14 protein-coding genes and 1 tRNA gene are annotated in these 14,210 nt (G+C 69.0%); 7 read left to right on the top strand and 8 right to left on the bottom strand.

Annotated features, from left to right (window positions below; translation table 11 throughout):
- Positions 1–23: 23 nt before the first annotated feature.
- Positions 24–317 (bottom strand): hypothetical protein, encoded by a 294-nt coding sequence (locus SF06_RS04585; protein WP_027589822.1) that lies wholly within the window; start codon positions 315–317, stop codon positions 24–26.
- 217 nt (positions 318–534) lie between these two features.
- Here SF06_RS04585 and fdnG point away from each other — a divergent pair, with 217 nt between their 5' ends.
- The 7 genes from fdnG (at position 535) to SF06_RS04545 (ending at position 9,605) form a co-directional block, all read left to right on the top strand.
- Positions 535–3,609, top strand: coding sequence for a formate dehydrogenase-N subunit alpha (fdnG, locus tag SF06_RS04575; protein WP_139326753.1), 3,075 nt, complete (start codon positions 535–537; stop codon positions 3,607–3,609).
- 1 nt (position 3,610) lies between these two features.
- Positions 3,611–4,582 (top strand): formate dehydrogenase subunit beta, encoded by a 972-nt coding sequence (gene fdxH / locus SF06_RS04570; protein ID WP_027589825.1) that lies wholly within the window; start codon positions 3,611–3,613, stop codon positions 4,580–4,582.
- Positions 4,579–5,244, top strand: a complete 666-nt coding sequence (locus SF06_RS04565; RefSeq protein ID WP_052199713.1) for a formate dehydrogenase subunit gamma — start codon at positions 4,579–4,581, stop codon at positions 5,242–5,244. The genes fdxH and SF06_RS04565 overlap by 4 nt, the downstream gene beginning before the upstream one ends.
- A gap of 33 nt (positions 5,245–5,277) precedes the next feature.
- Positions 5,278–6,201 carry a formate dehydrogenase accessory protein FdhE gene (gene fdhE, locus SF06_RS04560; protein ID WP_027589826.1) on the top strand — a complete coding sequence of 308 codons (924 nt, stop codon included), beginning with the start codon at positions 5,278–5,280 and terminating at the stop codon, positions 6,199–6,201.
- On the top strand, positions 6,198–7,598 hold the full coding sequence (selA, locus tag SF06_RS04555) for an L-seryl-tRNA(Sec) selenium transferase (RefSeq protein WP_039560160.1): 1,401 nt from the start codon (positions 6,198–6,200) through the stop codon (positions 7,596–7,598). The genes fdhE and selA overlap by 4 nt, the downstream gene beginning before the upstream one ends.
- Entirely contained in the window at positions 7,595–9,496 is a 1,902-nt protein-coding gene (selB, locus tag SF06_RS04550) for a selenocysteine-specific translation elongation factor (protein WP_039560159.1), read from the top strand. The genes selA and selB overlap by 4 nt, the downstream gene beginning before the upstream one ends.
- 13 nt (positions 9,497–9,509) lie before the next feature.
- A tRNA-Sec gene (locus SF06_RS04545) sits at positions 9,510–9,605 on the top strand.
- A gap of 301 nt (positions 9,606–9,906) precedes the next feature.
- Here SF06_RS04545 and SF06_RS04540 read toward each other — a convergent pair.
- The 7 genes from SF06_RS04540 to SF06_RS04510 all read right to left on the bottom strand — a co-directional run bounded on the left by SF06_RS04540 (position 9,907) and on the right by SF06_RS04510 (position 14,149).
- A complete protein-coding gene (locus tag SF06_RS04540) occupies positions 9,907–10,371 on the bottom strand; it encodes a glycine cleavage system protein H (protein ID WP_039560158.1) in 465 nt (154 codons plus the stop codon).
- The gene (locus tag SF06_RS04535; protein WP_039560157.1) at positions 10,368–10,733 is read right to left on the bottom strand and encodes a DsrE family protein; all 366 of its coding nucleotides are present in this window, start codon (positions 10,731–10,733) and stop codon (positions 10,368–10,370) included. The genes SF06_RS04540 and SF06_RS04535 overlap by 4 nt, the downstream gene beginning before the upstream one ends.
- 10 nt (positions 10,734–10,743) lie before the next feature.
- The gene (locus SF06_RS04530) at positions 10,744–11,304 is read right to left on the bottom strand and encodes a DUF4136 domain-containing protein (RefSeq protein ID WP_039560156.1); all 561 of its coding nucleotides are present in this window, start codon (positions 11,302–11,304) and stop codon (positions 10,744–10,746) included.
- Between the two features lie 35 nt (positions 11,305–11,339).
- Positions 11,340–11,927 carry a DUF4136 domain-containing protein gene (locus SF06_RS04525; protein WP_052199712.1) on the bottom strand — a complete coding sequence of 196 codons (588 nt, stop codon included), beginning with the start codon at positions 11,925–11,927 and terminating at the stop codon, positions 11,340–11,342.
- A gap of 24 nt (positions 11,928–11,951) precedes the next feature.
- Positions 11,952–12,704 carry a methyltransferase domain-containing protein gene (locus SF06_RS04520; RefSeq protein ID WP_039560155.1) on the bottom strand — a complete coding sequence of 251 codons (753 nt, stop codon included), beginning with the start codon at positions 12,702–12,704 and terminating at the stop codon, positions 11,952–11,954.
- Complete coding sequence (locus SF06_RS04515; protein WP_027590596.1) at positions 12,701–13,006, bottom strand: MazG-like family protein; 306 nt, start codon at positions 13,004–13,006, stop codon at positions 12,701–12,703. Before SF06_RS04515 ends, SF06_RS04520 begins: the two co-directional genes overlap by 4 nt.
- A 279-nt stretch (positions 13,007–13,285) precedes the next feature.
- A complete protein-coding gene (locus SF06_RS04510; RefSeq protein WP_039560154.1) occupies positions 13,286–14,149 on the bottom strand; it encodes a MaoC family dehydratase in 864 nt (287 codons plus the stop codon).
- Positions 14,150–14,210: the final 61 nt, after the last annotated feature.

Here is a 14,210-nt window from a genome sequence, read left to right as displayed (position 1 = left end):
TGTGAGGCTGCCCAATCGGCTGTTCAGTGAATGAACAGGCTGAGCAGCCACAGGCCCAGCAGCAACAGCAGCACGCCGGAAATGAAGGCGCGGCGCAGCAGGGCGCGCACTGCCGACACCAGGATCAGCAGGCCGACGACCAGCGCCGCCAGGCTGAGCAGCGAGGCGTCCATGCCCAGGGCGCTGGCCAAGCCGTTGAGAAAGCCGCGGCCGGCATCGGCGATCGCCTCGAACAGCCCATACAGGCCATCGATGATCCAGCGCAGCAGGGTGCCCAGCGCCTCGCCCATGCTTTCGAAAAAGCCTTCTACCCGCATCGCATCGACCTTCCGTTGAATGGACGCGCAGTGTAGGGGCTCTCGGCGTGACTTTGCGAGCCTGTGGGGATGGCCGTCGGGCTGGTCGATTGCCAACTGGCCGGCATTGGCTACTGTTTAACCAGAGGTGACGACCTTGGCAGAGGTCGCGCCTGCCGGCACAGCCTGCGGCACCGCACGACCGCAGGGACCGGCCAGCCTGAGCAGGAGATGCGTGATGGACATGAACCGTCGGCAGTTCTTCAAGGTCTGCGGTGTCGGCCTTGGGGCGTCCAGCCTGGCGGCGCTGGGCATGGCTCCGCCACCCGCCTACGCCGAATCGATTCGCCACTTCAAACTCGCCCACACCCGGGAAACCCGCAACACCTGCCCGTACTGCTCGGTCGGCTGCGGGCTGATCCTGTACAGCCAGGGCAGTGGTGGCAAGAACGTCAGCCAGGAAATCATCCACATCGAGGGTGACTCGGATCATCCGGTCAATCGCGGCACCCTGTGCCCGAAGGGCGCCGGCCTGCTGGACTTCGTCCACAGCCCGCACCGCCTGACCCAGCCGGAGGTGCGCGAGCCCGGCAGCGACACGTGGACGCCGATCAGCTGGGACGACGCCCTGGATCGCATCGCCCGGCTGATGAAGGACGATCGCGACGCCAACTTCATCGAGCGCAACGAACAGGGGCAGACCGTCAACCGCTGGCTGAGCACCGGCTTCCTGGCGGCCTCGGCGTCGTCCAACGAGTCCGGCTACATCACCCACAAGGTGGTGCGCGCCCTCGGCATGCTGGGGTTCGATAACCAGGCGCGTGTCTGACACGGCCCGACGGTGGCAGGTCTTGCCCCGACGTTTGGCCGCGGTGCCATGACGAACCACTGGAGTGACATCCAGAATGCCGATCTGATCCTGATCATGGGCGGCAACGCCGCCGAAGCCCACCCGTGCGGCTTCAAGTGGGTGACCGAAGCCAAGGCTCACAACAAGGCCCGGCTGATCGTGGTCGACCCGCGCTTCAACCGCTCGGCCTCGGTGGCCGACCTGTACGCACCGATCCGCACCGGCACCGACATCGCCTTCCTGGGCGGGTTGATCAACTACCTGCTGGAGAACGACAAGATCCAGCACGAGTACGTGCGCAACTACACCGACCTGCCGCTGATCGTGCGCGAGGGCTTCGGCTTCGAGAACGGCCTGTTCGACGGCTACGACGCCGAGCGACGCGGCTATCCGGACAAGTCGACCTGGAACTACGAAATCGGCCCGGACGGCTACGCGCTGACCGACCCGACGCTCAGCCATCCGCGCTGCGTCTACCAGCTGCTGCGCGCCCACTACAGCCGCTACACGCCGGAACTGGTCAGCAGCATCTGCGGCACGCCGCAGGACCTGATGCTCAAGGTCTGGGAGGCCGTGGCGGAAACCTCGGCGCCCGGCAAGGTCATGACCATCATGTACGCCCTGGGCTGGACCCAGCACACCGTGGGCTCGCAGATGATCCGCTGCGGCGCCATGGTGCAGCTGCTGCTGGGCAACATCGGCATGCCGGGCGGCGGCATGAACGCCCTGCGTGGTCACTCCAACATCCAGGGACTCACCGACCTGGGCCTGCTCTCCAACCTGCTGCCCGGCTACCTGACCCTGCCCCGGGACACCGAGCAGGACTACGCCGCCTACATCGCCGGGCGGGCGCCGCGGCCGCTGCGGCCCAACCAGCTGTCCTACTGGCAGTACTACGAGCGCTTCCACGTCAGCCTGATGAAGGCCTGGTTCGGACCCAACGCCACGGTGGAAAACAACTGGGCCTACGACTGGCTGCCGAAGCTGGATATCCCCGGATACGACGTGCTGAAAGTGTTCGACATGATGTACGAGGGGCAGATCAACGGGTACTTCTGCCAGGGCTTCAATCCCATCGGCTCGTTCCCCAACAAGGCCAAGGTCAGCGCCGCGCTGTCGCGGCTGAAGTACCTGGTGGTCATGGACCCTCTGCAGACCGAGACGGCCGAGTTCTGGCGCAACGCCGGCGAGCACAACGATGTGGACACCGCCGCCATCCAGACCACGGTGTTCCGCCTGCCCACCACCTGCTTCGCCGAGGAGAATGGCGCGCTGGTCAACAGTGGTCGCTGGCTGCAATGGCACTGGAAGGCCGGTGACCCGCCAGGGCTGGCGCGCACCGACGTGCACATCATGGCCGGCCTGTATCACCGGCTGCGCGAGCTGTACCTGAGCGAGGGCGGCGTGTTCCCCGATCCGATCCTCGGCCTGCACTGGAACTACGCGCGCCCCGACGAGCCCAGCGCCGAAGAAATCGCCATGGAGTACAGCGGCAAGGCGCTGACCAACCTGACGGACCCGAACACCGGCGCGGTCGAGGTGCGTGCCGGCGAACAGCTGGCCGGCTTCGGCCAGTTGCGCGCCGACGGTTCCACGGCCTGCGGCTGCTGGATATGGTCCGGCTCCTGGACCCAGCAGGGCAACCAGATGGCGCGGCGCGACAACGCCGACCCCTTCGGCATGGGCCAGACCCTGGGCTGGGCCTGGGCGTGGCCGGCCAACCGGCGGATTCTCTACAACCGCGCCTCGGCGCGGCCGGACGGCCAGCCCTGGGATCCGGTGAAGAAGCGCCTGGTGTGGTGGAACGGCACGCGCTGGGCCGGCACGGACGTCCCCGACTTCAAGCTCGACTCGCCGCCGGAGGAGGGCATGAGCCCGTTCATCATGACCCCCGAGGGCACGGCGCGCTTCTTCGCCGTGGACATGATGGCCGAGGGCCCGTTCCCCGAGCACTACGAGCCGTTCGAGACGCCCATCGGCCGCAACCCGTTGCACCCGGACAACCCCTTGGCGCGCAGCAACCCGGCGGCGCGGGTGTTCAAGAACGACATGGAGCTGTTCGGCACCGCCGAGGAATTTCCCTACGCGGCCACCACCTACCGCCTCACCGAGCATTTCCATTTCTGGACCAAGCACTGCCGGCTGAATGCGATCACCCAGCCGGAGCAGTTCGTGGAGATCGGCGAGGCATTGGCCAGCGAGCTGGGCATCGCCGCCGGCGACCGCGTGAAGGTGTCGTCCAACCGCGGCTACATCAAGGCGGTGGCGGTAGTCACCAAGCGCATCCGCCCGCTCACCGTGGACGGGCGCACGGTGCACCACGTGGGCATCCCGCTGCACTGGGGCTTCTCGGGACTGGCCAAGAACGGCTTCATCACCAACACGCTGACTCCGTTCGTGGGCGACGGCAACACCCAGACCCCGGAGTTCAAGTCCTTCCTGGTCAACGTGGAGAAGGCATGACATGGCGACCCAAGACCTGATTGCCCGCTCCGCCACCACCACGCAACCGCCCTCGGTGCGCGACACGATGGAGGTGGCCAAGCTGATCGACACCTCCAAGTGCATCGGCTGCAAGGCCTGCCAGGTGGCGTGCTCGGAGTGGAACGACCTGCGTGACGAGGTGGGCGAGAACCACGGCATCTACGACAACCCCATGGACCTGACCGCCGAGTCCTGGACGCTGATGCGCTTCGCCGAGTACGAGAACCCGGACTCGGGCAACCTGGAATGGCTGATCCGCAAGGACGGCTGCATGCACTGCGCCGAGCCGGGCTGCCTGAAGGCCTGCCCGAGCCCCGGCGCGATCGTGAAGTACGCCAACGGCATCGTCGACTTCAACCAGGACCACTGCATCGGCTGCGGCTACTGCATCACCGGCTGCCCCTTCAACATCCCGCGTCTGTCCGCCAAGGACAAGAAGGCCTACAAGTGCACCCTGTGTTCCGACCGCGTGGCGGTGGGCCTGGAGCCGGCCTGCGTGAAGACCTGCCCGACCGGCGCCATCGTCTTCGGCAGCAAGGACGACATGCGCAACCACGCCGCCGGACGCATCGCCGACCTCAAGGAGCGCGGCTTCGAGCAGGCCGGGCTGTACGATCCGGCCGGTGTTGGGGGCACCCACGTGATGTATGTGCTGCACCACGCCGATCAGCCGCAGCTGTACAGCGGTCTGGCCCAGGACCCGACCATCAGTCCGTTGGTCAGCCTGTGGAAGGGCGTCACCAAGCCGCTGGCGCTGCTGGCCATGGGCGCGGCGGTGCTCGGTGGTTTCTTCCACTACGTGGGCATCGGCCCGAACCGCGTCGAGGAAGACTACGACCCCGAGGCAGGTGATCCGCTGCCGCCTTCTGGCGAACCTGTGGTGCACCAGGTCGACCCCGGTGTGCACCAGGTCGATCCCCGCGACCCGCGAAGCGGAGGAACCCCGAGATGATCCGCAGCAGACCCATCGTTCGCTACACCGCCGGTCAGCGCGTCAACCACTGGCTGGTGGCGCTGTTGTTCCTGGCCGCCGGCCTGTCCGGACTGGCGCTGTTCCACCCGTGGCTGTTCGGCTTGTCCGGCCTGTTCGGCGGCGGCACCTGGACGCGCATCCTGCACCCCTGGTTCGGCGTGGCGATGTTCGTGTTCTTCCTGTTCCTGGTCATCCGCTTCGCCCGCCACAACGGCATGGAGCGGCGCGACTGGCAATGGCTCAGGCAGATGAACGACGTGGTGGCCAACCGCGAGGAGCGCCTGCCGGAGGTGGGTCGCTACAACGCCGGCCAGAAGCTGCTGTTCTGGGTGCTGATCGTGCTCATGCTGGTGTTGCTGCTCAGCGGCCTGGTCATCTGGCGCGCCTGGTTCAGCCACCTGTTCGACCTCACCAGCCTGCGCCTGGCCAGCGTGATTCATGCGGCGGCCGGCTGGCTGCTGGTGATGAGCATCATCGTGCACGTGTATGCCGGTATCTGGGTGAAAGGCTCGATGGACGCCATGCTGTTCGGCACCGTCAGTCGCGCCTGGGCGCGCAAGCACCATTACCTCTGGTATCGGCACCTCACCGGCGAGGAAACGCCGACGACACGCACCGTGCATCGCCCGCCGCGCAGCTAGGCTGAATGCGCCAACCCGGAAAAGGACAGTCGTGTGACAGGGAAACTTCTCGAACCGGGGCAGATCGAGGCGGCGGCCGAACGGCCGCCGTTCATCCAGCTGCCACCGCATGACCTTTTCGCTCTGCGTGCCGCGCAGTTCGACACACTGGCCACCGATCACCCGCTGGGCGAATACCTGCGCCTGCTGGCCGGCGTCTGCCGGGCCCAGCAGCAGGTTCTCGACCAGCCGCCCGCCCTGCCGGCGCTGAGCGAACGGCGCATCCAGGAATCCCTGCGCCACGGGCTGCCGCCGTTGTCGGTCGATACCCTGGTGCGTGAAGGGGGCTGGCAGCCGCTGCTGGATGCCTGGCTGGACATCTTCTACACCGCGGACAACCCCACGGTGCGCGCCGCGCTGGCGCGCCTGCACCGTGCCGACGAGTCGCAGCGCAAGGCCTGGGCGGTGGCGCTGCTGGCCGGCCAGTACGAAGGCCTGCCGGCGGCGCTGGTGCCGTTTCTCGGCGCCGGTCTGCAGCTGGCCTGGACCCACTGGCTGCTCGGTCTGCGCGAGCGCCTCGAAGCCCTGCCCGAACCGGGCGAGCTGACCCATTGCCCGTGCTGCGGCGCGCCGCCCATGGCCGGGGTGATCCGCCACCGGGGCGTGTTCAACGGCCTGCGCTACCTGGTCTGCTCGCTCTGCTCGGCGCAGTGGCACTTCGTGCGCCTCAAGTGCAGCCAGTGCCTGTCCACCCGCGAGCTGGACTACGTGCGCCGCGACGGCACGCCCGGCGATGTGCAGGCCGAGGCCTGCCCGAGCTGCCATGGCTACCTCAAGCTGCTCTACCTGGAGCGTCGCTCCGATGGGGAATGCCTGTCCGCCGACCTGGCCAGCCTGGAGCTGGACATGCTGATGAATGAGCAGGGCTTTCACCGCCTGGCGCCCAACCTGCTGCTGGCGCCGGGAGGCGAGGGATGAACGAGGCGGTGCGCCTGCCCTCGGTGGAGCGCCTGCTGCAGGCGCCGGCCATGGCTCCGTTGCAGGAGCGGCACGGGCGCGCGGCGCTGCTGCACAGTCTGCGCGAGTTGCTGGACGAGCTGCGCGAACCCGTCCTGCAGGGCCGCTTGTCCGCCGTGGAGCTGGAGGCCGCCGTGCTGGCCGGCCGCGTCGGCGAGCGGCTGGCCAGCCGGGAACGCAGCCAATTGCGCCGGGTGTTCAACCTGACCGGCACGGTGCTGCACACCAACCTGGGGCGTGCCCTGCTGCCGGAGGAAGCCATCGAGGCGGTGGCGCTGGCGGCCCGTCATCCGGGCAACCTGGAATTCGACCTGGCCAGCGGCCGGCGCGGTGATCGCGACGCGCTGGTCGAGGAACTCCTGTGCGAGCTGACCGGCGCCGAGGCGGTCACCGTGGTCAACAACAACGCCGCCGCCGTGCTGCTGGCGCTCAACAGCCTGGGCGCGCGCAAGGAAGGCATCATCTCGCGCGGCGAACTGATCGAGATCGGCGGCGCCTTCCGCATCCCCGACATCATGGCCCGCGCCGGGGTGAAGCTGGTCGAGGTGGGCACCACCAACCGCACCCACGCGCGCGACTACGAGGCCGCCATCGGTCCGCGCAGCGCGCTGCTGATGCGCGTGCACACCAGCAACTACAGCGTGCAGGGCTTCACCGCCAGCGTGCCGACCGACCAGCTGGCGCGCATTGCCGCGCAGCACGACCTGCCGCTGCTGGAAGACCTGGGCAGCGGCAGCCTGCTGGACCTGTCGCGCTGGGGCCTGCCCAAGGAACCCACCGTGCGCCAGGCGCTGGCCGACGGCGCCGGGCTGGTGACCTTCAGCGGCGACAAGCTGCTCGGCGGTCCCCAGGCCGGGCTGATCGTCGGCCGGCGCGAGCTGATCCAGCGCCTGAAGAAGAACCCGCTCAAGCGCGCCCTGCGGGTCGACAAGCTGACCCTGGCCGCCCTGGAGGCGGTGCTGCGTCTGTATCGCGACCCCGAGCGGCTGGCCGAGCGACTGCCCACGCTGCGCCTGCTCACCCGCCCGCAGGGGGAGATCCGTGCCCAGGCCCGGCGTCTGCTGCCGGCGCTGAGTGGCGCGCTGCCGGCCGACTGGCAGCTGGAGGTGGTGGATGCGCTGGGCATGATCGGCAGTGGCGCCCAGCCGGTTGCCCGGCTGCCGAGCGTGGCGCTGCGCTTCACGCCGCAACAGCCGCGCCGCCTGAGGAGCCGCGCCCTGCGCCAGCTGGAGGAGACCCTGCGCGGCCTGCCGATTCCGGTGCTCGGGCGCATCGACGACGACGCCCTGTGGCTGGACCTGCGCCAGCTGGATGACGAACCGGCCTTCCTGGCCCAGTGGCCATTGCTGCGCGAATGATCATCGGGACCGCCGGCCATATCGACCACGGCAAGACCACGCTGCTGCAGGCTCTCACCGGCCAGGCCGGCGACCACCGCCGCGAGGAGCGCGAGCGCGGCATGACTATCGATCTGGGTTATCAGTATCTGGATCTGGGCGCGGATGAACCGGTGGGCTTTATCGACGTGCCCGGCCACGAGCGCTTCATCCACAACATGCTGGCCGGCGCCAGCGGTATCGACCGGGTGCTGCTGGTGGTGGCCGCCGATGACGGGGTGATGCCGCAGACCCGCGAGCACCTGGCGATTGTCGAGTTGCTGGGCATTCCCCGCGCCCTGGTGGCCATCACCAAGATCGACCGGGTCGAGCCGGCGCGGGTCGCCGAGGTGGCCGCGGACGTGCGCCAGTTGCTGGCGGCCGGACCGCTGGCCGGCGCGCCGCTGTTTCCCGTCTCGGCGGTCAGCGGCGAGGGTGTGGCGGCCCTGCGCGCCGCGCTGATCGACGAGGCCGGCGCCTGCCGGCGACGGCGCGCCGCGGGGCACTTCCGCCTGGCCATCGACCGCGCCTTCAGCATCGGCGGCGCCGGCACGGTGGTCACCGGCACCGCCTTTGCGGGTACGGTCAGCGTCGGTGACGAGCTGCTGCTCAGTCCCGCCGGGCTCCGGGTGCGGGTGCGCGGCCTGCACGCGCAGAACCGGGAGGCCCGGCAGGCCTGGGCGGGACAGCGGGTGGCGCTGAATCTGGCCGGGGAGCGCGTGTCCCCGGAACGCATCCGGCGCGGCGACTGGCTGCTGGCGCCGGCGCTGCATGCCCCGTCCAGCCGTCTGGATGTGCAGTTGCGCCTGCTGCCTGGCGTGCGCCCGCTGCGCCACTGGACGCCGGTGCATGTGCACCTCGCCGCGCAGGATGTCAGCGGGCGCGTCGCCCTGCTGGAAGGCGAGCTGCTGGAGCCCGGCACGCAGGGCCTGGCGCAACTGGTGCTGAACGCACCGCTGCACGCCGTGCACGGCGATGCCCTGGTGCTGCGCGACCAGAGCGCCCGCCAGACCCTGGGCGGCGGCCGGGTGCTGGATCCCTTTGCGCCCAGTCGCCAGCGGCGCAGCCCGGAGCGTCTGGCGCAACTGCAAGCGCTGGTCGCAGGCGGGCTGGAAAGCGCCCTGCCGGTGCTGCTGGCCCATGCGCCCAACGGCCTGGAACCGGCCATGCTGGAACGTCAGTTCAACCGTCTGCCCGACAGTTGGCCGTTGCCCGAAGGGGTACTGCGCATTGCCACCCGCGTCGGCCCGCGGCTGTTGCTGGCCGAGCGCTGGGAGCAGCTGGGCGAGACGCTGGTCGCCGGTCTGCAGCGCTTTCACGAGGAACAGCCGGACGAGCTGGGCCCGGATCGCGATCGCCTGCGCCGCTACGTGGTGCCGCAACTGGAACGCCCGGTGTTCATCGCCCGGCTGGAGGAGAGCATGGTCCGTGGCGAGGTGGCCAGCAGCGGACCCTGGCTGCATCGCCCGGACCATCAGGTGCGACTGGATGAGGCGGAGGAAGCGCTCAAGGCGCGTATCTGGCCGCTGCTGGAAGCCGGCGGCTTCGACCCGCCCTGGGTGCGCGATCTGGCCCGCGACACCGGCACGGCCGAAGCCGACATGCGCCTGCTGCTGCGCAAGCTGGCGCGGCTGGGGCAGCTGCAGCAGGTGGTGCGCGATCTGTTCTACCCGGAAGCCACCCTGCGGCGCGCGGCGCAAGCTCTGCTAGCGCTCGAAGCCGAGCAGGGCGCCGTGCGCGCCGCCGCCTTCCGCGACCGCATCGGCCTGGGGCGCAAGCGCAGCATCCAGTTGCTGGAGCACTTCGACCGCGTCGGCCTGACCCGCCGCTTCGGCAACGAACGCCGGGTGCGGCGTGACAGCGGACTGGTGGGCAACTAGGGTTAGCGAGCCTGGAAGGCAAGCGTGTCCGGTGGCGCGGCCGGGCTTCAAACCCGGTTGGGGGCGGCAGCCGCTCCCGGGTAGGTTCGACTCCTACTGCCTTCCGCCAATTCGGTGCGGGTGCCAACGGCGGCCAGAACGGCGCTGACCGCCCTACGCGCTCCGAGATGTTTTTGGATGGAACCTTGTAGGGCCGGCTTTACGCCGGCCGACGGCGCGTCGGTTAGTTCACACCCCGGTCGGCCGGGATAAACCCGGCCCTACACCTGTCGCTGCCGCTGTTGTAGGAGGGGCTTTAGCCGCGACGCTTTCGTGCTGGCCCCGTCGCGGCTAAAGCCCCTCCTACAAAGCACAGGATCTGTAGGAGCGGCTTCAGCCGCGATCCAGCTGGCGCCATCCCACACGCCATCTCACTTCCACTTCAACGCCTGCACCGCCGGGTTGTCCGGATCGAAGCCATCCAGGCGCATCTGCTCCTCCAGCGCCGCGCGGGCCGCGTCGCCCTGGGGAAAGCGCTGGCGCTGCGTGGGCCAGTCGTCCGGGCGCAGGCGCACCAGCCAGCCGGCGCCGTAGCAATCGCGATGAATCAGCGCCGGGCGTTGCTCCAGGGCTTCGTTGACCGCGCTCAGTTCGCCGCCCAGCGGGCAACGCGAGGAGGTGGCCGCCTTGGCGAATTCCAGCACGCCGAAGCTGCGCCCTTCCTCGATGCGCGCGCCGAGGCGTTTGGGGGTGAAGGCGAAGATCTCGCCGTACAGCGCGCAGCCGTACGCGTTCACTCCGAGGGTCAATTGTCCGTCCGCCTCCTCGCGCAGCCACAGGCCCAGCGTCGGGGCGTAATGGAGGTCGTTGGGGAACTCCAGTCCGTGGATATTCACAGGCTCAGTACCTTTTCCGTTTCGAGAATCAGCCGGGCCAGCTCGCCGCCGCTGGAGATTTCGTCCAGCTCCTCGATCAGCGCGGCCTCGTCCAGCGCCACGCCCGGCTGACGGCACATCAGCAGACGCGCGCCGGCTTGTCTGGCCTGGCGGATGAAGTGCAGCACGGTTTCGCCCTCGGCCATCGGGCGCAGGGTTTCAGCCACCTCGCGCCGCGCCAGCTGCGTGGCTTCGCCGGTGAGGAACAGCGTGACCCGGGCGTCCATGCAGGCCAGCAGCGTGGCGATATGGAAGGGCGCGGCGCAGCGGGCCGGGGTGCTCGGTCCGCTGCTGACCAGGATCAGCACGTCGCGACTGTCCATGTCGCCTCCGTCAGCGGGCGCGCGGCGGATACTGGCTGAGCACCCGCGCCGCCGTTTCATGAATCAGCGTCGCGCGCTCGCTCGGGCTTTGCTGGCCGCGCGATAGCACCTGCTCGTCACTGCCGCGCCACACCAGCCGGCCATCGCGTCCATCCAACAGGTCGACCTGCAGGATGCCCACCCGGTATTCGTACTGGTTCGTCTGCGCGTAGCTCGGGCCGCCCCACCAGCCGCTCGGGTAGCCCATGAACATGCCGCCGTAGTAGGTGGTGTAGCTGTCCTGGCGACGCTCGACGCTGAACCAGGCCTGCACCTTCAGGTCGGCCTGGCCGCTGGTCGCCTGACGCAGGCCGCGTTGTTCCAGTTGCTGGCCGACGGCTTCGCGAATGCGCTGCTCGGTCAGGTCGCTCTTGATCACCGGATCGTCCGGACGGTAGCGCACCGCGGGCTCCTGCCAGCTCCAGCTGCGGTAGGCGGCGAAGTCGCGGGTGGGGTCGTAATCCAGCTCCATGGTGCTCTGGCAGGCGCCGAGCACCATAAGCAGCGGAATCAGCAAGAGGCGGTACGGCATGGCGGTTAACCTCCGGTTCGGTGACGCCGGTCAGTCTACGGCGGAAAGCCGGACAGCGCTCTGCGCGCGGCCTGGTATAGCCTGGTTCGGTCGGCGCCATCGACGGGGGACTCGCCATGGCCACGCCAGACCGCCTGGCCATCGTCACTGTCGCGCAGCTCCAGGTTCAAGACCAGTATGTTGCGCCGATAGGCGTAGACCCTGGGCATGGCGTTCCATCCGCCACCGAAGGCGCCGACGTGAGGTGCAAAACCCTGGCTGCCGCCGTAAGGCTCGACGACCTGTTGCAGGCGGCTGGTCTGGAACAGCTCGGCCCAGACCGTCAGGTCGGCGCTGGCGTCGTGGCGTTCACGCAGCCCGAGCCGTTCCAGCTCGGCGGTAACGGCGTCGCGGACCTGTGCGGCGCTGTAGTGGGCGCTGCCGGTCGGCTCCTGTTGCCATCGCCAGGTGCGGTAGGCAGCGTAATCACGCGGGGGCTTCGGGTAATACGCCCCGGGGGCGGGCTGGACGACATCCGGGCTGTCGGCGCCGGCTTGCGCCGGCCATGAGGTGGGAGAGGTGCTGCTGGTTGTCTGGCAGGCGACCAGCAGCGCATACAGGACCAGCAGGACTGAACGGGGCATACATGACTCCCGGGCCCCGCACGGTCATACAACGGGGCGACACATCCAGTGTAGATAGCGACCCAGCCCGGCGAAGGCCGGATGGCGACGATAGGTCAGCTCCATCTCCAGCAGGTCTTCGAGGGTGGCCTTGCCCTGGAACTCGGCGGGCATGTAGTCGTGGAACACGCGCACGCCGCTGCGCGCCTCGACGCGCCAGTGCGGTGCCAGCTGCGCCTCCAGCTCGCGCGGATCGAGGGGGCGCTGCGGGGTCAGGCTTTGCCCTTCGCCGGCGAACTGCTCCTTGCGCAGCTTGCGGAAGTGGCCCTTGAGCAGGTTGCGGTAGATCAGCGCGTCGCGGTTGTAGAACGCCAGGCTCAGCCAGCCGTCTTCGGCGGTCAGCTGGCGCAGCGGCGCAAGGATGGCGGCCGGCTCGGCCAGCCATTCCAGCACGGCGTGGCAGAGCACCAGGTCGTAGGGCTCGTGGGCCTGCGTCGCCAGCTCCTGCCAGGAGGCCTGGAGGAACTGCGCCGGCAGCTGCGCCGCCGCGAAGCGCTCGCGGGCGCCGTCGAGCATCGGCGCGGCCGGTTCGGCGAGGGTCACCGCGTGGCCCTGGCCGGCCAGCCACAGGCTCATGTGGCCGAGCCCGGCGCCGACGTCGAGCACGCGCAGCGGGCGGGACGGCAGCACCTCGGCCAGATCGGCCTGCAGCACGGCGAGGCGGATGGCGCCCTTGGCGCCGCCATAGATCTTCTCGGCGAAGCGCGTCGCCAGTTCGTCGAAGTGGCGGTCGCTCATTTTCCGTAACGCCGTTCGGTATCGGCCAGCTTGGCGCGCACCACCTGGTCCATGTCCAGGCCGAGCTCGGCGCACAGCAACAGCAGGTAGAGCACCACGTCGCCGATTTCCTGGCCGGCATGTTCCAGTTGCTGTGGCGACAGGTGGCGCGACTCGTCCTCGCCCAGCCACTGGAAGATCTCCACCAGCTCGGCCATTTCCACGCTGGCGGCCATGCTCAGGTTCTTCGGACTGTGGAAGCGCCGCCAGTCGTTGGCGTCGCGGATGGCGTGCAGGCGGGCGGTGAGGGCGTCGAGGTTCATGGCGGCTCCGGAGTGCGAGCCGGGGATTATCCCGGAAGATGCCGGCGGGGATAAGCCCGGCGCCGCGGAGCGCCGTCGGCTGTTGGTGGAGCCGGTTTATCCCGGCCGGAGATGCGGTGGTTCGGGTTTTGGATCCCCTGGCCGGCGTAAAGCCGGCCCTACAGGGCCAGTGCCTGGCTGAGTTTCGTAGGGTGGATAACGCTTCATCTGGCCGCCAGGCGGTGGGCACGCTGCTTGCGGGTTGCTCGCCGCGGATAGGAAGGCGCGGTCCGGCCCACCTTACCTTGGCGTTTCGATGGGCCGCCAGGCGCCGCTCATATGCGGCAGGTCATCACGGCCACGCAGTGCGAACTGGCCCTCCGGTGCCGGGGTGCTGGCCAGAAGGCGCACCTCGGCCGGTAGCAGCACCGGCTTCTGGAAGCGCACCTCCACCTCGTAACCGCTGTCCGGCAAGCGTTCGCCCAGGGCAGCCAACGCGCGGCCCTTGTTCCACAGGCCGTGGGCGATGGCTCGGGGGAAGCCGAACAGCCGGGCGGTCGGCGCGGCGAGGTGGATCGGATTGAAATCGCCGGCGACGCGCGCGTAGCGCCGGCCGATGTCCGCCGGTGCCCGCCAATGGGCGATCTCCTCCAGAGGCAGGGGCTGCGGCTCGACCCGAGGTTGCGGTGTGCCGTCCAGGCGCAGACCGCGATAGAGGATGCGGCTGTCGCCTTCCCAGAGCAGGCCGAGCTGGTCTTCCAGGCGGGTGATGATGCTGAAGGTGACGCCCTTCTCGTGGGGCAGCAGCCGCTCGGTGTGGACACTGACGCGGAACGGGCCCAGTCCGCCGAGGGTGCGCAGCACACGGATGCGGTTTTCCAGATGCACCAGGCCGAGCAGCGGAAAGGGGAAATCGCTGGCGGTCAGCAGCTTCATCTGCAGGGCGAAGGCCAGGATATGCGGGTAGGTGGGCGGCAGACGGCCGTCGTCGGCGAATCCGCACAGCGCGCGGTAGCGGGCCAGGTTGTCGGCGTCCACGCTCAGGCTACAGGCCAGGCCAAGCCCAGGCAGCGTGCGGCCCCGGTTGCCCCGGCGCAGGGCGGCGCGAACGAACAGCCCGGGCAGGGCGGGGGCACGGGGCAATTCTTGCCAGTCGGTCAGCATCGGGGCTCTCCTTGAATCCGATGACCGCACAGGTTCCCGGGCTTTGCCGGTGGTGGCATTG

The sequence above is a fragment of the Pseudomonas flexibilis genome (assembly GCF_000802425.1).
GTDB lineage: Bacteria > Pseudomonadota > Gammaproteobacteria > Pseudomonadales > Pseudomonadaceae > Serpens > Serpens flexibilis.
This window is presented reverse-complemented; position numbering and strand designations above follow the sequence as displayed.